The 19762-nt window shown below is 52.0% G+C and carries 21 protein-coding genes; 15 read left to right on the forward strand and 6 right to left on the reverse strand.

All coding sequences use genetic code 11. From position 1 onward, the window contains the following. Positions 1–199 precede the first annotated feature (199 nt). From gcvT to ACJHX3_RS20320, 4 genes are all read left to right on the forward strand, one after another. Complete coding sequence (gene gcvT, locus ACJHX3_RS20305; protein WP_000068701.1) at positions 200–1294, forward strand: glycine cleavage system aminomethyltransferase GcvT; 1095 nt, start codon at positions 200–202, stop codon at positions 1292–1294. Positions 1295–1317: 23 nt separating this feature from the next. After that, positions 1318–1707 carry a glycine cleavage system protein GcvH gene (gcvH, locus tag ACJHX3_RS20310; protein WP_001295377.1) on the forward strand — a complete coding sequence of 130 codons (390 nt, stop codon included), beginning with the start codon at positions 1318–1320 and terminating at the stop codon, positions 1705–1707. 118 nt (positions 1708–1825) lie between these two features. Then, positions 1826–4699: an aminomethyl-transferring glycine dehydrogenase gene (gcvP, locus tag ACJHX3_RS20315; RefSeq protein ID WP_094308371.1), complete on the forward strand. Its 2874-nt coding sequence runs from the start codon at positions 1826–1828 to the stop codon at positions 4697–4699. 266 nt (positions 4700–4965) lie between these two features. Further along, complete coding sequence (locus ACJHX3_RS20320; protein ID WP_021554523.1) at positions 4966–5709, forward strand: SDR family oxidoreductase; 744 nt, start codon at positions 4966–4968, stop codon at positions 5707–5709. A gap of 56 nt (positions 5710–5765) precedes the next feature. Here the strand turns inward: ACJHX3_RS20320 and bglA are convergent, their stop codons facing one another. After that, positions 5766–7199 (reverse strand): 6-phospho-beta-glucosidase BglA, encoded by a 1434-nt coding sequence (bglA, locus tag ACJHX3_RS20325; protein WP_001336277.1) that lies wholly within the window; start codon positions 7197–7199, stop codon positions 5766–5768. Between the two features lie 44 nt (positions 7200–7243). Here bglA and yqfB point away from each other — a divergent pair, with 44 nt between their 5' ends. Together yqfB and trhA are read left to right on the forward strand one after the other, a co-directional pair. Next, on the forward strand, positions 7244–7555 hold the full coding sequence (gene yqfB / locus ACJHX3_RS20330) for a N(4)-acetylcytidine aminohydrolase (protein ID WP_001182957.1): 312 nt from the start codon (positions 7244–7246) through the stop codon (positions 7553–7555). Positions 7556–7718: 163 nt separating this feature from the next. Beyond that, complete coding sequence (trhA, locus tag ACJHX3_RS20335) at positions 7719–8378, forward strand: PAQR family membrane homeostasis protein TrhA (RefSeq protein ID WP_000250274.1); 660 nt, start codon at positions 7719–7721, stop codon at positions 8376–8378. Between the two features lie 76 nt (positions 8379–8454). On the opposite strand, the gene ygfZ is transcribed toward trhA, so the two are convergent. Continuing rightward, complete coding sequence (gene ygfZ, locus ACJHX3_RS20340; protein ID WP_000886083.1) at positions 8455–9435, reverse strand: tRNA-modifying protein YgfZ; 981 nt, start codon at positions 9433–9435, stop codon at positions 8455–8457. A gap of 242 nt (positions 9436–9677) precedes the next feature. Between ygfZ and sdhE the strand changes: the two genes are divergently transcribed. Both sdhE and ACJHX3_RS20350 read left to right on the forward strand, forming a co-directional pair. Further along, positions 9678–9944: an FAD assembly factor SdhE gene (gene sdhE, locus ACJHX3_RS20345; protein ID WP_000354046.1), complete on the forward strand. Its 267-nt coding sequence runs from the start codon at positions 9678–9680 to the stop codon at positions 9942–9944. Then, positions 9925–10338: a protein YgfX gene (locus ACJHX3_RS20350; protein WP_029701967.1), complete on the forward strand. Its 414-nt coding sequence runs from the start codon at positions 9925–9927 to the stop codon at positions 10336–10338. The genes sdhE and ACJHX3_RS20350 overlap by 20 nt, the downstream gene beginning before the upstream one ends. Before the next feature lie 33 nt (positions 10339–10371). On the opposite strand, the gene fldB is transcribed toward ACJHX3_RS20350, so the two are convergent. Then, positions 10372–10893, reverse strand: coding sequence for a flavodoxin FldB (gene fldB, locus ACJHX3_RS20355; protein ID WP_001055874.1), 522 nt, complete (start codon positions 10891–10893; stop codon positions 10372–10374). A gap of 111 nt (positions 10894–11004) precedes the next feature. On the opposite strand from fldB, the gene xerD reads away from it, so the two are divergent. The 5 genes from xerD (at position 11005) to lysS (ending at position 17090) form a co-directional block, all read left to right on the forward strand. Continuing rightward, positions 11005–11901 (forward strand): site-specific tyrosine recombinase XerD, encoded by an 897-nt coding sequence (gene xerD, locus ACJHX3_RS20360; protein ID WP_000806638.1) that lies wholly within the window; start codon positions 11005–11007, stop codon positions 11899–11901. 23 nt (positions 11902–11924) lie between these two features. Beyond that, a complete protein-coding gene (gene dsbC, locus ACJHX3_RS20365) occupies positions 11925–12635 on the forward strand; it encodes a bifunctional protein-disulfide isomerase/oxidoreductase DsbC (RefSeq protein ID WP_000715231.1) in 711 nt (236 codons plus the stop codon). Between the two features lie 5 nt (positions 12636–12640). Next, complete coding sequence (gene recJ, locus ACJHX3_RS20370; protein ID WP_029701971.1) at positions 12641–14374, forward strand: single-stranded-DNA-specific exonuclease RecJ; 1734 nt, start codon at positions 12641–12643, stop codon at positions 14372–14374. Positions 14375–14464: 90 nt separating this feature from the next. Further along, a protein-coding gene (gene prfB / locus ACJHX3_RS20375) for a peptide chain release factor 2 (protein ID WP_001701073.1) occupies positions 14465–15563 on the forward strand; the annotation gives its coding sequence in 2 pieces (ribosomal slippage) (positions 14465–14539 and positions 14541–15563; 1098 coding nt in all). A gap of 9 nt (positions 15564–15572) precedes the next feature. Beyond that, positions 15573–17090, forward strand: a complete 1518-nt coding sequence (lysS, locus tag ACJHX3_RS20380; protein ID WP_000003068.1) for a lysine--tRNA ligase — start codon at positions 15573–15575, stop codon at positions 17088–17090. 42 nt (positions 17091–17132) lie between these two features. Here lysS and idi read toward each other — a convergent pair whose 3' ends face one another. After that, complete coding sequence (gene idi / locus ACJHX3_RS20385) at positions 17133–17681, reverse strand: isopentenyl-diphosphate Delta-isomerase (protein WP_001192815.1); 549 nt, start codon at positions 17679–17681, stop codon at positions 17133–17135. 54 nt (positions 17682–17735) lie between these two features. Between idi and ACJHX3_RS20390 the strand changes: the two genes are divergently transcribed. Then, positions 17736–17807 (forward strand): protein YqfH, encoded by a 72-nt coding sequence (locus ACJHX3_RS20390; protein WP_120795390.1) that lies wholly within the window; start codon positions 17736–17738, stop codon positions 17805–17807. Here ACJHX3_RS20390 and yqfG read toward each other — a convergent pair. After that, positions 17804–17929, reverse strand: a complete 126-nt coding sequence (yqfG, locus tag ACJHX3_RS20395) for a protein YqfG (protein WP_001010156.1) — start codon at positions 17927–17929, stop codon at positions 17804–17806. The two genes, ACJHX3_RS20390 and yqfG, sit on opposite strands and share 4 nt — an antisense overlap. Before the next feature lies 1 nt (position 17930). Next, positions 17931–19379: a urate/proton symporter UacT gene (uacT, locus tag ACJHX3_RS20400; RefSeq protein WP_001295374.1), complete on the reverse strand. Its 1449-nt coding sequence runs from the start codon at positions 19377–19379 to the stop codon at positions 17931–17933. A gap of 327 nt (positions 19380–19706) precedes the next feature. On the opposite strand from uacT, the gene ACJHX3_RS20405 reads away from it, so the two are divergent. Continuing rightward, a partial coding sequence (locus ACJHX3_RS20405; RefSeq protein WP_097491765.1) for an IS1 family transposase occupies positions 19707–19762 on the forward strand: 56 nt, incomplete at its 3' end.

Here is a 19762-nt window from a genome sequence, read left to right on the forward strand (position 1 = left end):
CTGTCGCGATTTTGGCGTTTTTTAACCATAAGCTAATGTGATGATCAATTTTACCTTATGGTTAACAGTCTGTTTCGGTGGTAAGTTCAGGCAAAAGAGAACGATTGCGTTGGGGACCGGGAGTGGCTCCGATGCTGGGTTTCGTGGTGATAATTTCACCATGAAAAGTTGTCAGCCCCGCTTATTCAATGAGGACAAGATGGCACAACAGACTCCTTTGTACGAACAACACACGCTTTGCGGCGCTCGCATGGTGGATTTCCACGGCTGGATGATGCCGCTGCATTACGGTTCGCAAATCGACGAACATCATGCGGTACGTACCGATGCCGGAATGTTTGATGTGTCACATATGACCATCGTCGATCTCCGCGGCAGCCGCACCCGGGAGTTTCTGCGTTATCTGCTGGCGAACGATGTGGCGAAGCTCACCAAAAGCGGCAAAGCCCTTTACTCGGGGATGTTGAATGCCTCTGGCGGTGTGATAGATGACCTCATCGTCTACTACTTTACTGAAGATTTCTTCCGCCTCGTTGTTAACTCCGCCACCCGCGAAAAAGACCTATCCTGGATTACCCAACACGCTGAACCTTTCGGCATCGAAATTACCGTTCGTGATGACCTTTCCATGATTGCCGTGCAAGGGCCGAATGCGCAGGCAAAAGCTGCCACACTGTTTAATGACGCCCAGCGTCAGGCGGTGGAAGGGATGAAACCGTTCTTTGGCGTGCAGGCGGGCGATCTGTTTATTGCCACCACTGGTTATACCGGTGAAGCGGGCTATGAAATTGCGCTGCCCAATGAAAAAGCGGCCGATTTCTGGCGTGCGCTGGTGGAAGCGGGTGTTAAGCCATGTGGCTTGGGCGCGCGTGACACGCTGCGTCTGGAAGCGGGCATGAATCTTTATGGTCAGGAGATGGACGAAACTATTTCTCCTTTAGCCGCCAACATGGGCTGGACTATCGCCTGGGAACCGGCAGATCGTGACTTTATCGGTCGTGAAGCCCTGGAAGTGCAGCGTGAGCATGGTACAGAAAAACTGGTTGGTCTGGTGATGACCGAAAAAGGCGTGCTGCGTAATGAACTGCCGGTACGCTTTACCGATGCGCAGGGCAACCAGCATGAAGGCATTATCACCAGCGGTACTTTCTCCCCGACGCTGGGTTACAGCATTGCGCTGGCGCGCGTGCCGGAAGGTATTGGCGAAACGGCGATTGTGCAAATTCGCAACCGTGAAATGCCGGTTAAAGTGACAAAACCTGTTTTTGTGCGTAACGGCAAAGCCGTCGCGTGATTTACTTTTTTGGAGATTGATTGATGAGCAACGTACCAGCAGAACTGAAATACAGCAAAGAACACGAATGGCTGCGTAAAGAAGCCGACGGCACTTACACCGTTGGTATTACCGAACATGCTCAGGAGCTGTTAGGCGATATGGTGTTTGTTGACCTGCCGGAAGTGGGCGCAACGGTTAGCGCGGGCGATGACTGCGCGGTTGCCGAATCAGTAAAAGCGGCGTCAGACATTTATGCGCCAGTAAGCGGTGAAATCGTGGCGGTAAACGACGCACTGAGCGATTCCCCGGAACTGGTGAACAGCGAACCGTATGCAGGTGGCTGGATCTTTAAAATCAAAGCCAGCGATGAAAGCGAACTGGAATCACTGCTGGATGCGACCGCATACGAAGCATTGTTAGAAGACGAGTAACGGCTTTATTCCTCTTCTGCGGGAGAGGATCAGGGTGAGGAAAATTTATGCCTCACCCTCACTCTCTTCGTAAGGAGAGAGGTTCACAATTCACTGCACGTTTCAGGAACCATCGCTCATGACACAGACGTTAAGCCAGCTTGAAAACAGCGGCGCTTTTATTGAACGCCATATCGGACCGGACGCCGCGCAACAGCAAGAAATGCTGAATGCCGTTGGTGCACAATCGTTAAACGCGCTGACCGGCCAGATTGTGCCGAAAGATATTCAGCTTGCGACACCACCGCAGGTTGGCGCACCGGCGACCGAATACGCCGCACTGGCAGAACTCAAGGCTATTGCCAGTCGCAATAAACGCTTCACGTCTTACATCGGCATGGGTTACACCGCCGTGCAGCTACCGCCGGTTATCCTGCGTAACATGCTGGAAAATCCGGGCTGGTATACCGCGTACACTCCGTATCAACCTGAAGTCTCCCAGGGCCGCCTTGAAGCACTGCTCAACTTCCAGCAGGTAACGCTGGATTTGACTGGACTGGATATGGCCTCTGCTTCTCTTCTGGACGAGGCCACCGCTGCCGCCGAAGCAATGGCGATGGCGAAACGCGTCAGCAAACTGAAAAATGCCAACCGCTTCTTCGTGGCTTCCGATGTGCATCCGCAAACGCTGGATGTGGTCCGTACTCGTGCCGAAACCTTTGGTTTTGAAGTGATTGTCGATGACGCGCAAAAAGTGCTCGACCATCAGGACGTCTTCGGCGTGCTGTTACAGCAGGTAGGCACTACCGGTGAAATTCACGACTACACTGCGCTTATTAGCGAACTGAAATCACGCAAAATTGTGGTCAGCGTTGCCGCCGATATTATGGCGCTGGTGCTGTTAACTGCGCCGGGTAAACAGGGCGCGGATATTGTTTTTGGTTCGGCGCAACGCTTCGGCGTGCCGATGGGCTACGGTGGCCCACACGCGGCATTCTTTGCGGCGAAAGATGAATACAAACGCTCAATGCCGGGCCGTATTATCGGTGTATCGAAAGATGCAGCTGGCAACACCGCTCTGCGCATGGCGATGCAGACTCGCGAGCAACATATTCGTCGTGAGAAAGCGAACTCCAACATTTGTACTTCCCAGGTACTGCTGGCAAACATCGCCAGCCTGTATGCCGTTTATCACGGCCCGGTTGGCCTGAAACGTATCGCTAACCGCATTCACCGTCTGACCGATATCCTGGCGGCAGGCCTGCAACAAAAAGGTCTGAAGCTGCGCCATGCGCACTATTTCGACACTCTGTGTGTGGAAGTGGCCGACAAGGCGGGCGTACTGACGCGTGCCGAAGCGGCTGAAATCAACCTGCGTAGCGATATCCTGAACGCGGTTGGGATCACCCTTGATGAAACCACCACGCGCGAAAACGTGATGCAGCTTTTCAGCGTACTGCTGGGGGATAACCACGGCCTGGACATCGACACGCTGGACAAAGACGTGGCTCACGACAGCCGCTCTATTCAACCTGCGATGCTGCGCGACGACGAAATCCTCACCCATCCGGTGTTTAATCGCTACCACAGCGAAACCGAAATGATGCGCTATATGCACTCGCTGGAGCGTAAAGATCTGGCGCTGAATCAGGCGATGATCCCGCTGGGTTCCTGCACCATGAAACTGAACGCCGCCGCCGAGATGATCCCAATCACCTGGCCGGAATTTGCCGAACTGCACCCGTTCTGCCCGCCGGAGCAGGCCGAAGGTTATCAGCAGATGATTGCGCAGCTGGCTGACTGGCTGGTGAAACTGACCGGTTACGACGCCGTTTGTATGCAGCCGAACTCTGGCGCACAGGGCGAATACGCGGGCCTGCTGGCGATTCGTCATTATCATGAAAGCCGCAACGAAGGGCATCGCGATATCTGCCTGATCCCGGCTTCTGCGCACGGAACTAACCCCGCTTCTGCACATATGGCAGGAATGCAGGTGGTGGTTGTGGCGTGTGATAAAAACGGCAACATCGATCTGACTGATCTGCGCGCGAAAGCGGAACAGGCGGGCGATAACCTCTCCTGTATCATGGTGACTTATCCTTCTACCCACGGCGTGTATGAAGAAACGATCCGTGAAGTGTGTGAAGTCGTGCATCAGTTCGGCGGTCAGGTTTACCTTGATGGCGCGAACATGAACGCCCAGGTTGGCATCACCTCGCCGGGCTTTATTGGTGCGGACGTTTCACACCTTAACCTACATAAAACTTTCTGCATTCCGCACGGCGGTGGTGGTCCGGGTATGGGACCGATCGGCGTGAAAGCGCATTTGGCACCGTTTGTACCGGGTCATAGCGTGGTGCAAATCGAAGGCATGTTAACCCGTCAGGGCGCGGTTTCTGCGGCACCGTTCGGTAGCGCCTCTATCCTGCCAATCAGCTGGATGTACATCCGCATGATGGGCGCAGAAGGGCTGAAAAAAGCAAGCCAGGTGGCAATCCTCAGCGCCAACTATATTGCCAGCCGCCTGCAGGATGCCTTCCCGGTGCTGTATACCGGTCGCGACGGTCGCGTGGCGCACGAATGTATTCTCGATATTCGCCCGCTGAAAGAAGAAACCGGCATCAGCGAGCTGGATATTGCCAAGCGCCTGATCGACTACGGTTTCCACGCGCCGACGATGTCGTTCCCGGTGGCGGGTACGCTGATGGTTGAACCGACTGAATCTGAAAGCAAAGTGGAACTGGATCGCTTTATCGACGCGATGCTGGCTATCCGCGCAGAAATTGACCAGGTGAAAGCCGGTGTCTGGCCGCTGGAAGATAACCCGCTGGTGAACGCGCCGCACATTCAGAGCGAACTGGTCGCCGAGTGGGCGCATCCGTACAGCCGTGAAGTTGCGGTATTCCCGGCAGGTGTGGCAGACAAATACTGGCCGACAGTGAAACGTCTGGATGATGTTTACGGCGACCGTAACCTGTTCTGCTCCTGCGTACCGATTAGCGAATACCAGTAATTCACTGATTCGACTATTTTCTAAAGGCGCTTCGGCGCCTTTTTAGTCAGATGACAAAGTACAAAAGTGCTCAGACAGTCCCCTCGCCCCTTTGGGGAGAGGGTTAGGGTGAGGGGAACAGGCCGGCACTGGCGCGAATATTTACCCTCACCACGGCCCTCTCCCTGAAAGGGCGAGGGGGAAAAGCGTGCCAACATTGAAGATTGAGCCAGTTTGTTAGCAATCTCAAAGATACGTCAACGAATTAATTTTTCTCGGAAAAACAAATGGCTATAGCACTTGTGACTGGTGGCAGTCGCGGCATCGGGCGGGCAACTGCATTACTGTTGGCGCAAGAAGGGTATACGGTGGCGGTTAATTATCAGCAAAACCTCCACGCGGCGCAGGAAGTGATGAACTTAATAACGCAAGCCGGTGGCAAAGCATTCGTGCTCCAAGCGGATATCAGCGACGAAAACCAGGTCGTTGCGATGTTTACAGCAATCGATCAGCACGATGAACCGCTAGCAGCGCTGGTCAATAACGCCGGGATCTTGTTTACCCAGTGCACCGTTGAAAACCTTACCGCAGAGCGAATCAACCGAGTACTTTCCACCAACGTGACGGGATATTTTCTCTGCTGCCGCGAGGCGGTAAAACGCATGGCGCTTAAAAATGGTGGCAGTGGCGGCGCTATCGTCAATGTCTCTTCGGTGGCCTCACGGTTGGGTTCGCCAGGGGAATATGTTGATTACGCGGCATCGAAAGGGGCGATTGATACGTTAACCACCGGACTATCGCTGGAAGTCGCCGCGCAGGGGAGCCGCGTTAACTGCGTGCGGCCAGGGTTTATTTATACCGAAATGCACGCCAGCGGCGGCGAGCCTGGACGCGTCGATCGCGTTAAGTCGAACATCCCCATGCAGCGTGGTGGACAGGCAGAAGAGGTCGCGCAGGCCATTGTCTGGCTACTAAGTGATAAAGCCTCTTACGTCACGGGAAGTTTTATCGATTTGGCGGGCGGGAAATAAAACAGGGAAGTTGTCTGACCGGATGCAACAAGTATTGCATCCGGTACTTCATCGACTTAAAGCTTCTCGCCGTTGCTGGCAATCACCTCTTTGTACCAGTTAAAGCTCTTCTTACGTGAACGCGACATATCGCCAGTACCGTCGTCATGTTTATTCACATAGATAAAGCCGTAGCGTTTGCTGTACTGCCCGGTGGTGAACGACACGCAGTCGATGCAGCCCCACGGTGTGTAGCCCATCAGATCCACGCCATCGTAAGTCACCGCTTTTTTCATCTCTTCGATATGGGCGCGCAGGTAGTCAATGCGGTAGTCGTCGTTGATGCTGCCATCTTCTTCCACTTTGTCGTAAGCGCCAAAACCGTTTTCGACAATAAACAGCGGCCTCTGATAACGCTCATACAGTTCGCAAAGTGCATAGCGCAGACCTACTGGATCAATCTGCCAGCCCCAGTCAGATGCTTTAACATACGGGTTTGGTACGCTGCCTTCAAAACCAGAGATCGCATCGCCGGTGCCGCCTTCGGCCTTCACTGCATTGGTCATGTAATAGCTGAAACCAAGATAATCGCAGGTGCCTTCACGCAGCACATCCAGATCGCCGTCTTCCATTTTGATGTTAAATCCGCGACGCTCCCACTCGTTCAACACATAGGACGGGTAATAGCCGCGTAGCTGCACATCGGTAAAGACGTAGCGTTCGCGCATCGACTCCTGAGCGAACATCACATCGTCCGGGTTACAGGAGTAAGGATAGAGCGGCACCATCGCCAGCATACAGCCGACTTTCATCTCCGGGTTAATGCGACGCGCAGCTTTCACCGCCAGGGCGCTGGCGACAAACTGGTGATGCAGCACCTGATACATCGTCTCTTCCGGGTTTTCATGCTCGGTATACACCACGCCGGAGCAGCAGTAACCGAACAGCGGTGCACGCCAGTTACGCTGGTTGTTAATTTCGTTGAAGGTCATCCAGTATTTGACTTTGTGCTTATAGCGTTCAAATACCACTTCCGCGAAACGTACAAAGAAATCAACCACTTTACGGTTGGTCCAGCTACCGTATTGCTGCACCAGATGCAGCGGCATTTCAAAGTGGGAGAGGGTGATCACCGGTTCGATGTTGTATTTCAGCAGTTCATCGAACATATCATCGTAGAACTTCAGCCCTTCTTCGTTTGGCTGAGCTTCATCGCCTTTTGGAAAAATGCGCGTCCAGGCAATGGATGTACGAAAACATTTGAAGCCCATTTCGGCAAATAGCTTGATGTCTTCCTTATAGTGACCATAAAAATCAACGGCTTCATGGTTTGGATAGTATTTTCCTGGCAAGACTTCTTTGGTGATTTCGCGCGGCACGCCGTGTGCGCCACCGGTCAGAACGTCACAAATGCTCGGCCCTTTTCCGCCTTTGTTCCAGCCGCCTTCGACCTGATGAGCGGCAACTGCGCCGCCCCATAAGAAATCTTTCGGTAAGGTGAGTTTTTTCACTATCATAGGCTCCAGATGAGTCAATTCTTACAGGAAATAGTACCATGCAGCCAAACGACATCACTTTTTTTCAACGTTTCCAGGATGACATTCTGGCTGGGCGTAAAACCATCACCATCCGCGACGAGTCTGAATCGCACTTCAAAACGGGTGATGTGCTTCGTGTCGGACGTTTTGAAGATGACGGTTATTTTTGCACGATTGAAGTCACCGCAACCTCAACCGTAACGCTGGATACGCTGACGGAAAAACATGCAGAGCAGGAAAATATGACCCTGACTGAACTGAAAAAAGTCATTGCTGACATCTATCCCGGTCAGACACAATTTTATGTGATTGAATTTAAATGTCTTTAAATTGAACTCACGCCTGTTAGTTGAAATTTCGCATTTAATTTCATGATTTTTAGGAGATTAGTCTCAAATCAGAATTTATTTTAGCTAACAGGTGTTCACTGGAACTATTCTCAGTTACGCTGGAGAGGTATACATGTGCGTGTACGTTTCTCCGGAGTAAGTTATGGTTCAGAAGCCCCTCATTAAGCAGGGATATTCACTGGCAGAGGAAATAGCCAACAGCGTCAGTCACGGCATTGGGTTGGTGTTTGGTATCGTTGGGCTGGTGTTGCTACTGGTTCAGGCGGTGGATCTTAATGCCAGCGCCACAGCGATAACCAGCTACAGCCTCTATGGCGGCAGTATGATCCTGCTGTTCCTCGCTTCGACGCTCTATCACGCCATTCCTCATCAACGGGCAAAAATGTGGCTGAAGAAATTTGACCATTGCGCTATTTACCTGTTGATTGCCGGAACCTACACGCCGTTTTTGCTGGTGGGGCTGGATTCTCCGTTAGCGCGCGGGTTGATGATTGTTATCTGGAGCCTGGCATTGCTGGGTATTCTGTTTAAACTGACCATCGCGCACCGATTCAAAATTTTATCTCTGGTGACCTATCTGGCGATGGGCTGGCTGTCGCTGGTGGTAATTTATGAAATGGCAGTTAAGCTCGCGGCGGGCAGCGTTACCTTACTGGCGGTAGGCGGCGTGGTTTATTCGCTCGGGGTGATTTTCTACGTCTGCAAACGCATTCCATACAACCATGCCATCTGGCACGGCTTCGTGCTCGGCGGTAGTGTGTGCCACTTTCTGGCGATCTATTTGTATATTGGGCAGGCGTAATGGGTATGCCTTTGTAGGCATGATAAGACGCGTCAGCGTCGCATCAGGCGATAAATGCCTGATGCGATACAGAGATTTACTCTTCGAGCGAATACGGCAGCGGCTCGATATGCAGTGTATTCGCATCGTCACGCACGCGGAAGATGCTGTCCGGTTCCATATCGTTATTCATGACGACCTGTACCACGACCTGACCATCTTCCAGTTTTACCGCAGCCAGCACCGTACCGGTGCGACGCCAGTTCTCGCCCATTTTCAGCTCTAAATCTTCACCAGCTTCCGGCAGTCGGCTGGCACTACCTGTCAGCAACCAGAGCGCGCGTTTGTTGGCACCACGGAATTTTGCTCGCGCCACCATCTCTTGTCCGGTATAGCAGCCTTTCTTAAAGCTGATACCGCCCAGCGCCTGGAGATTGGTCGCCTGTGGAATAAACTGCCCGCTGTTGGCGGCATCAATCACCGGGAAACCCGCTTCAATGTTTAATGCCAGCCACTGTTGGCTATTGTTCAGTTCCGCTTCACCGCGCAGTTTATCGGTCAGCATATTGGCAGTAGCTTCATCGGTTACGATCAGGAAACGTTCTGCCGGGTGTTCAAACCATAGCAGGGTAGTCGCATCTTCTCTGATAACCTGCTTTTCCTTCGAAGGTAATACACTAAAGAGGTTTGCCAGCGCGGCGCGCGCCTGAAAACCGGCAACACCAAGCAGCACACGCTCGTCGTCTGGCGCGATGGTCACTTTAGAGAATACCGCATATTTTTTCAGTTCAGTCAGCTGCGGTTCACGCACGCTGCGCCGTTCAATCCACGCAAAGCCATCGCCGTCGCGGAACAGACGTAAATTGCTCCACATTTTACCTTTGGCGTCGCAATGGGCGGCCAGCAGGTGCTGATCTTCTGTCATCTGGCTGACGTCTGCTGTCACCTGACCCTGCATATATTTTTCGCTGTCCGCGCCAGTAATGGTGGCAAGCGCCCAGTCATCAAGCGTCATCAGTGTCAGCGGTAAACGGGCAGAAGCCGTAGGCTGACGGGGAGGAAAAGGTGTAAAAGCCATAATAGAGTCCTGAGTTGCTTAACGGCGTATTAATGACTAATGGTAAAAGAGCTATGAGGCAATGCAAGTGCTTTCACTACGCGATCTGTGCCTTCTGCGAGGCGACTTCCAAAAAAATGAAGCCCTTGAATTGTTGTGAATTAATTTCGCGATCGCGATTGTGTTTACTGATATTCCCGTAAAAGAAGTCGAAAAACACGTTACAATAGCGGGGTACTGGATTTTCGTGAGACAGGAAGAAGATGGACATTAACAACAAAGCCCGCATTCATTGGGCATGCCGCCGTGGTATGCGCGAACTCGATATTTCAATCATGCCGTTTTTCGAACATGAGTATGACAGCTTAAGCGATGACGAAAAACGCATCTTTATTCGTCTGCTGGAATGTGACGATCCAGACCTGTTCAACTGGCTGATGAATCACGGTAAACCGGCCGATGCAGAATTGGAAATGATGGTCCGACTCATCCAGACACGGAACCGGGAACGTGGTCCTGTGGCAATCTGATTTGCGCGTCTCCTGGCGCGCGCAGTGGCTTTCCTTGCTGCTTCATGGGCTGGTTGCCGCTGTTATTTTACTCATGCCCTGGCCGCTCAGTTACACCCCGTTATGGATGGTGTTACTTTCGCTGGTGGTGTTTGATTGCGTTCGCAGCCAGCGGCGCATTAATGCTCGCCAGGGGGAAATTCGCCTGTTGATGGACGGGCGTTTGCGTTGGCAAGGGCAGGAGTGGAGCATCGTCAAAGCGCCGTGGATGATTAAGAGCGGCATGATGCTGCGTTTACGTTCTGATAGCGGTAAACGGCAACATTTATGGCTGGCAGCCGACAGCATGGACGAAGCCGAATGGCGGGATTTACGGCGGATTTTGTTGCAACAAGAGACGCAAAGATCAAGATGACGGCAAAGCATATGCGCTAAGCCGTCAGTGACATCAGGCGTAATGCTCTGCCATTTCGTTGAGGATTTGTTCACACCAGCTCTGAATACGCTCGTCGCTAAGGTCATACTGGTTAGTTTCGTCCAGCGCCAGCCCCACGAACAGTTGCCCGTCAGCAATCACCGGTTTCGGGCTGGTAAATTCATATCCTTCCGTTGGCCAGTAGCCGACGAACTTCACGCCTTTGGTCGAGAGTTTGTCATGCAGCATACCGAGCGCATCGAGGAACCACTCGCCGTATCCCAGTTGATCGCCAAGCCCATACAGCGCAACAATTTTACCTTCGAGGTTCAGGTCGTCGAGCTGATCCCAGACGGCTTCCCAGTCTTCCTGGATTTCACCAAAATCCCAGGTCGGGATACCCAGAATGAGCACATCGTACTGCTCCATTAATTTCGGGGAGTCGTCCTTGAGGTTATGTAAGGTCACCAGTTCTGGGCCGATAATATCGCGGATTTTTTCTGCCGCCATTTCGGTGTAACAGGTGCTGGAACCGTAAAAAAGACCCATATTCATAACGTAAGCTTCTCGATTCTGCTGTGGCTTTTGCGGCTAGTGTATCAGAATCGCTTTAGTCACGGCACAATAAGGCATAATGGATCAAATGAGTGACCATAAGGGGCGCAAGTGAAACAGGATCTGGCACGCATCGAGCAGTTTCTTGATGCTCTGTGGCTGGAAAAAAATCTGGCTGAAAATACGTTGAACGCTTACCGTCGCGATCTGTCAATGATGGTGGAGTGGTTGCATCACCGCGGGTTGACGCTGGCGACGGCGCAAAGTGACGATTTGCAGGCATTACTGGCAGAAAGGCTGGAGGGCGGGTATAAAGCCACCAGCTCGGCACGTTTGCTGAGTGCAGTGCGCCGATTGTTCCAGTATCTTTATCGCGAAAAGTTTCGTGAAGACGATCCCAGTGCGCATCTCGCTTCACCGAAATTGCCACAGCGTTTGCCAAAAGATTTAAGCGAAGCGCAGGTCGAACGTTTATTACAGGCACCATTAATTGATCAGCCACTGGAGCTACGCGATAAAGCCATGCTTGAAGTGTTGTATGCTACCGGGCTGCGTGTCTCTGAACTGGTCGGACTGACAATGAGTGATATCAGCCTGCGTCAGGGCGTAGTGCGGGTCATTGGTAAAGGCAACAAAGAGCGCTTGGTGCCGTTAGGTGAAGAGGCGGTTTACTGGCTGGAAACGTATCTCGAGCATGGGCGACCGTGGTTGTTGAACGGTGTCTCTATTGATGTGTTGTTCCCCAGCCAGCGTGCGCAGCAGATGACGCGACAGACCTTCTGGCACCGCATTAAACATTATGCCGTGCTGGCGGGTATCGACAGCGAAAAGCTGTCACCGCATGTGTTGCGTCACGCTTTTGCCACTCATTTATTAAATCATGGTGCGGATTTACGTGTGGTGCAGATGTTGTTGGGTCATAGCGATCTATCCACCACCCAAATTTATACGCATGTCGCCACCGAGCGTTTGCGTCAACTTCATCAACAGCATCACCCGCGGGCTTGATTGCTGAGAAAATAGGACGATTTATGAAGAAAGGTTTTATGTTATTTACGTTGTTGGCGGCGTTTTCAGGCTTTGTTCAGGCGGATGACGCGGCAATTCAACAAACGTTAGCCAAAATGGGCATTAAAAGCAGCGATATTCAGCCAGCACCCGTGGCTGGCATGAAGACTGTGCTGACTAACAGCGGTGTGTTGTACATCACCGATGACGGTAAACATATCATTCAGGGGCCAATGTATGACGTTAGCGGCACGGCTCCGGTCAATGTCACCAATAAGATGCTGTTAAAGCAGTTGAATGCGCTTGAAAAAGAGATGATCGTTTATAAAGCACCGCAGGAAAAACACGTCATCACCGTGTTTACTGATATTACCTGTGGTTACTGCCACAAACTGCATGAGCAAATGGCAGACTATAACGCGCTGGGGATCACCGTGCGTTATCTTGCCTTCCCGCGCCAGGGGCTGGACAGCGATGCAGAGAAAGAAATGAAAGCTATCTGGTGTGCGAAAGATAAAAACAAAGCGTTTGATGATGTGATGGCAGGTAAAAGCGTCGCACCAGCCAGTTGCGACGTGGATATTGCCGACCATTACGCACTTGGCGTCCAGCTTGGCGTTAGCGGTACTCCGGCAGTTGTGCTGAGCAATGGCACACTTGTCCCGGGTTACCAGCCGCCGAAAGAGATGAAAGAATTCCTCGACGAACACCAAAAAATGACCAGCGGTAAATAATTCGCGTGAAACAACAGATACAACTTCGTCGCCGTGAAGTCGATGAAACGGCAGACTTGCCCGCTGAATTGCCTCCCTTGCTGCGCCGTTTATACGCCAGCCGGGGAGTACGCAGTGCGCAAGAACTGGAACGCAGTGTTAAAGGTATGCTGCCCTGGCAGCAACTGAGCGGCGTCGAAAAGGCCGTTGAGATCCTTTACAACGCTTTTCGCGAAGGAACGCGGATTATTGTGGTTGGTGATTTTGATGCCGACGGCGCGACCAGCACGGCTCTAAGCGTGCTGGCGATGCGCTCGCTTGGTTGCAGCAATATCGACTATCTGGTACCAAACCGTTTCGAAGACGGTTACGGCTTAAGCCCGGAAGTAGTCGATCAGGCCCATGCCCGTGGCGCGCAGTTAATTGTCACGGTGGATAACGGTATTTCCTCCCATGCGGGCGTTGAACACGCTCGCTCGTTGGGCATTCCGGTTATTGTTACCGATCACCATTTGCCGGGCGAAACATTACCCGCAGCGGAAGCGATCATTAACCCTAACTTGCGCGACTGTAATTTCCCGTCGAAATCACTGGCAGGCGTGGGTGTGGCGTTTTATCTGATGCTGGCGCTGCGCACCTTTTTGCGCGATCAGGGCTGGTTTTATGAGCGTGGCATCGCAATTCCTAACCTGGCAGAACTGCTGGATCTGGTCGCGCTGGGAACAGTGGCGGACGTCGTGCCGCTGGACGCTAATAATCGCATTCTGACCTGGCAGGGGATGAGTCGCATCCGTGCCGGAAAGTGCCGTCCAGGGATTAAAGCGCTGCTGGAAGTGGCAAACCGTGATGCACAAAAACTCGCCGCCAGCGATTTAGGTTTTGCGCTGGGGCCACGTCTCAATGCTGCCGGACGACTGGACGATATGTCCGTCGGTGTGGCGCTCTTGCTGTGCGACAACATCGGCGAAGCGCGCGTGCTGGCAAATGAACTCGATGCGCTAAACCAGACGCGAAAAGAGATCGAACAAGGAATGCAAGTTGAAGCCCTGACCCTGTGCGAGAAACTGGAGCGAAGTCGCGACACGCTACCCGGCGGGCTGGCAATGTATCACCCCGAATGGCATCAGGGCGTTGTCGGTATTCTGGCTTCGCGCATCAAAGAGCGTTTTCACCGTCCGGTTATCGCCTTTGCGCCAGCAGGTGATGGTACGCTGAAAGGTTCAGGTCGCTCCATTCAGGGGCTGCATATGCGTGATGCACTGGAGCGATTAGACACACTCTACCCTGGCATGATACTGAAGTTTGGCGGTCATGCGATGGCGGCGGGTTTGTCGCTGGAAGAGGATAAATTCGAACTCTTTCAACAACGGTTTGGCGAACTGGTTACAGAGTGGCTGGACCCTTCGCTATTGCAAGGCGAAGTGGTGTCAGACGGTCCGTTAAGCCCGGCCGAAATGACCATGGAAGTGGCGCAGTTGCTGCGCGATGCTGGCCCGTGGGGGCAGATGTTCCCGGAGCCGCTGTTTGACGGTCATTTCCGTCTGCTGCAACAGCGGCTGGTGGGCGAACGTCATTTGAAGGTGATGGTCGAACCGGTCGGCGGCGGTCCACTGCTGGATGGTATTGCTTTTAATGTCGATACCGCCCTCTGGCCGGATAACGGCGTGCGCGAAGTGCAACTGGCTTACAAGCTCGATATCAACGAGTTTCGCGGCAACCGCAGCCTGCAAATTATCATCGACAATATCTGGCCAATTTAGCGTCATCTTCTCTATAAAAAAGAGCGTGGATTGGGTACAATCCCGCTCTTATCACCGCATTTTGACTAGCTCAATAAAAGAAATCAGACCATGTTTGAAATTAATCCGGTAAATAATCGCATTCAGGACCTCACGGAACGCTCCGACGTTCTTAGGGGGTATCTTTGACTACGACGCCAAGAAAGAGCGTCTGGAAGAAGTAAACGCCGAGCTGGAACAGCCGGATGTCTGGAACGAACCCGAACGCGCACAGGCGCTGGGTAAAGAGCGTTCCTCCCTCGAAGCCGTTGTCGACACTCTCGACCAAATGAAACAGGGGCTGGAAGATGTTTCTGGTCTGCTGGAACTGGCTGTAGAAGCTGACGACGAAGAAACCTTTAACGAAGCCGTTGCTGAACTCGACGCCCTGGAAGAAAAACTGGCGCAGCTTGAGTTCCGCCGTATGTTCTCTGGCGAATATGACAGCGCCGACTGCTACCTCGATATTCAGGCGGGGTCTGGCGGTACGGAAGCACAGGACTGGGCGAGCATGCTTGAGCGTATGTATCTGCGCTGGGCAGAATCGCGTGGTTTCAAAACTGAAATCATCGAAGAGTCGGAAGGTGAAGTGGCGGGTATTAAATCCGTGACGATCAAAATCTCCGGCGATTACGCTTACGGCTGGCTGCGTACAGAAACTGGCGTTCACCGCCTGGTGCGTAAAAGCCCGTTTGACTCCGGCGGTCGTCGCCACACATCGTTCAGCTCTGCGTTTGTTTACCCGGAAGTTGATGATGATATTGATATCGAAATCAACCCGGCGGATCTGCGCATTGACGTTTATCGCGCGTCCGGCGCGGGCGGTCAGCACGTTAACCGTACCGAATCTGCGGTGCGTATTACCCACATCCCAACCGGGATCGTGACCCAATGCCAGAACGACCGTTCCCAGCACAAGAACAAAGACCAGGCCATGAAGCAGATGAAAGCGAAGCTTTATGAACTGGAGATGCAGAAGAAAAATGCCGAGAAACAGGCGATGGAAGATAACAAATCCGACATCGGCTGGGGCAGCCAGATTCGTTCTTATGTCCTTGATGACTCCCGCATTAAAGATCTGCGTACCGGGGTAGAAACCCGCAACACGCAGGCCGTGCTGGACGGCAGCCTGGATCAATTTATCGAAGCAAGTTTGAAAGCAGGGTTATGAGGAACCAACATGTCTGAACAACACGCACAGGGCGCTGACGCGGTAGTCGATCTTAACAATGAACTGAAAACGCGTCGTGAGAAGCTGGCGAACCTGCGCGAGCAGGGGATTGCCTTCCCGAACGATTTCCGTCGCGATCATACCTCTGACCAATTGCACGCAGAATTCGACGGTAAAGAGAACGAAGAACTGGAAGCGCTGAACATCGAAGTCGCCGTTGCTGGCCGCATGATGACCCGCCGTATTATGGGTAAAGCGTCTTTCGTTACCCTGCAGGATGTGGGTGGCCGCATTCAGCTGTACGTTGCCCGTGACGATCTGCCGGAAGGCGTTTACAACGAGCAGTTCAAAAAATGGGACCTCGGTGACATCCTCGGCGCGAAAGGTAAACTGTTCAAAACCAAAACCGGCGAACTGTCTATCCACTGTACCGAGCTGCGTCTGCTGACCAAAGCACTGCGTCCGCTGCCGGATAAATTCCACGGCTTGCAGGATCAGGAAGCGCGCTATCGTCAGCGTTATCTGGATCTCATCTCTAACGATGAATCCCGTAACACCTTTAAAGTGCGCTCGCAGATCCTCTCTGGTATTCGCCAGTTCATGGTGAACCGCGGCTTTATGGAAGTTGAAACGCCGATGATGCAGGTGATCCCTGGCGGTGCCGCTGCGCGTCCGTTTATCACCCACCATAACGCGCTGGATCTCGACATGTACCTGCGTATCGCGCCGGAACTGTACCTCAAGCGTCTGGTGGTCGGTGGCTTCGAGCGTGTATTCGAAATCAACCGTAACTTCCGTAACGAAGGTATCTCCGTACGTCATAACCCAGAGTTCACCATGATGGAACTCTACATGGCTTACGCAGATTACAAAGATCTGATCGAGCTGACCGAATCGCTGTTCCGTACTCTGGCACAGGATATTCTCGGTAAGACGGAAGTGACCTACGGCGACGTGACGCTGGACTTCGGTAAACCGTTCGAAAAACTGACCATGCGTGAAGCGATCAAGAAATATCGCCCGGAAACCGACATGGCGGATCTGGATAACTTCGACTCTGCGAAAGCGATTGCTGAATCTATCGGTATCCACGTTGAGAAGAGCTGGGGTCTGGGCCGTATCGTTACCGAGATCTTCGAAGAAGTGGCAGAAGCACATCTGATTCAGCCGACCTTCATTACTGAATATCCGGCAGAAGTTTCTCCGCTGGCGCGTCGTAACGACATTAACCCGGAAATCACAGACCGCTTTGAGTTCTTCATCGGTGGTCGTGAAATCGGTAACGGCTTTAGCGAGCTGAATGACGCGGAAGATCAGGCGCAACGCTTCCTGGATCAGGTTGCCGCGAAAGACGCAGGTGACGACGAAGCGATGTTCTACGATGAAGATTACGTTACCGCACTGGAACATGGCTTACCGCCGACAGCAGGTCTGGGGATTGGCATCGACCGTATGGTAATGCTGTTCACCAACAGCCATACCATCCGCGACGTTATTCTGTTCCCGGCGATGCGTCCGGTAAAATAAGCATTACGTTATGCTCACAACCCCGGCAAATGTCGGGGTTTTTTAATTGTGCTGCGCGAAAGTAGACAACAATTTTCTTGCTTCACTATTGGCTGCCTGCATCACCATCCACGGACTGAACGCCCACGGTGTGGCATCAATACCGTGTAATACATCTGCTAAATCACACCATTGATAATCCATCACTTCATCATCGTTGATCTGTAACGCACTGGTGGTGCGTGCGGCAAATACCGGACACACTTCATTTTCCACAATGCCATTCGGATCGGTGGCGCGATAGCGAAAGTCAGGATAGATAGATTCAGGAGGCGTAATTTCCACGCCAAGCTCATAACGGCAACGGCGGATCACCGCGTCTTCGTTGCTTTCTCCCAGTTGTGGGTGCCCACAAACCGAGTTAGTCCACACGCCAGGCCACGCTTTTTTGCTCAGTGCGCGGCGGGTAACTAATAATTGTCCTTTGGCATTAAACAGCCAACTGGAGAACGCGAGATGTAAGCGGGTGTCTGCCGTGTGTGCGGCATACTTTTCCAGCGTACCCGTGGGAACTCCCTGTGCATTCAATAAAATGACGTGTTCCGTTTGCATAATTTCTCACATGTAATTCTGATCACTCATCATTATAGATAATTGAAGAGTAAAATGATTAACCAAGTGAGCGTTTATCGACAACCGCCCGTTTTGAGCGGATGCCGACAGGTAAAAACCATTTAAAAAAGTAGCATCATATATTTGAAGCGACTTTCAATGGCCATTGCAACACAGTCAGAAATGACAGGAATAGAGAGAGTAAAAAGCAACAGCAGACTGAATATAGCGCGCATTAAAAAATTCATATTATTCTCCATGCTCATTTTTCTTCAGCTTGCGCATCAGAAGCCACATACGTACTGTCCTGACTTTTAAATCTTTATCAGAGACGGATTCCTTCACCAGGTCAGCATGATGCTGATAGCCATTAAAGAAGACGTTCAGCACAACGGCGCTAAGGGTTGCGAGCATAATGCCGCTATGTAGCAGCGGTTGCAGTACGGCCGGTAACTTAGAAAAGAAATCGTGAGAGAGCGTCGGAGTCATGCCAACGCCGAGACTGATCGCCACAATATAGAGGTTGTAACGGTTGGTGGTGTAGTTACAGCGCGACAAAATTCGAATCCCTGTCGCCAGTACCATGCCGAACATCACTAGACCAGCGCCGCCCAGCACAAATTGCGGAATGGAGGCTACCAGCACCGCCATTTTTGGCACCATGCCAAACAGGATTAATATAATTCCCGAAGAAATACACACCCAGCGGCTATGAACGCGCGTCACGCTAACCAGGCCAACGTTTTGTGAAAATGACGTGTGGGGGAAGCTGTTAAACGTGCCGCCTATCATTGTCCCTACGCCATCGACACGCAGCCCGCGAATAATATCGTGCGAAGAGAGTTTACGACCGACTATTTCACCCAGTGCCAGGAACATCCCCATCGACTCGATAAACACGATGATTAACACGGCAGTCATGGTCAGAATGGAAACGGGATCGAAAATCGGCATACCAAACGACATCGGCGTAACAATCGCAAACCATGAAGCATCATGTAGCCCGGATAAATTGACTTCATTCATCATCCACGAAAGTAAAAAGCCAAATACAATCCCCAGTAATACTGCGACGTTGGACATAAATCCTTTCGCATAGCGAGTAATGAGCAAGATAAAAATTAAGACGGCAAAGGAGATACCTAAATAAACGGGATTACCATATTGCGGATTCCCTTTACCTCCGGCGGCCCAGTCAATGCCCACCTGAATGATGCTAAGCCCGATAGAAGTAATAACCACACCGGTAACCAGTGGCGGGAATAAAGGCATCAAGCGACCGATAAGTGGCGCTAATAATGTGGTGATAAAACCCGCGGCGATAGTGGCACCAAATATCCCCAGCAGGCCGATATCCGGGTTCATCCCAATGGCTATCATTGGTGTTACAGCAGCAAAGGTCACCGACATAATCACCGGCAGGCGGATCCCCATAAAGCGGCCGATACCGATACATTGCAATAATGTGACGATCCCGCAGCAAAAGAGATCCGAGCTAATGAGCATCGCAATAGCTTCTTTTGAGAGGCCCAGTCGGTCACCAATCATAAGAGGAACAGCGACTGCACCTGCGTACATGACAAGGACGTGTTGCAGACCGAGTATGATCAGCTTTCCTGGTGATAATATGCGGTCAACCTCATCAGTTGGGCGGTCTTGCCCAGAAGATGAGGGAAGTTGGGAATCTATGGCGCTCATCAGTGTTTCTCCTTTCGCCCGCCAGAGTAAAAAGCAACCGTTTACGTTAATGAAACTGTCTAAACACATGCTCGTGGAGTGCCAGTTTTTGCGAGGAAGGGGAGTTAGAGACAGGAATTGCGGAGGCAATCACATAATCGTGGTTAAACCACGAAAATGAGAAGAGAACCTGACAATGAAATTATCTGTAATTTTCTCATATTGATATTTCATTAATCATTCTGGCATGTCGCACTCTCGCATTTAATCGTTTTTATCTGGATAGCGCTCTTGGTGATGCTGCCAACTTACTGATTTAGTGTATGATGGTGTTTTTGAGGTGCTCCAGTGGCTTCTGTTTCTATCAGCTGTCCCTCCTGTTCAGCTACTGACGGGGTGGTGCG

Source organism: Escherichia sp. WS1265 (assembly GCF_046487585.1).
In the GTDB taxonomy this organism is placed as follows: domain Bacteria; phylum Pseudomonadota; class Gammaproteobacteria; order Enterobacterales; family Enterobacteriaceae; genus Escherichia; species Escherichia coli.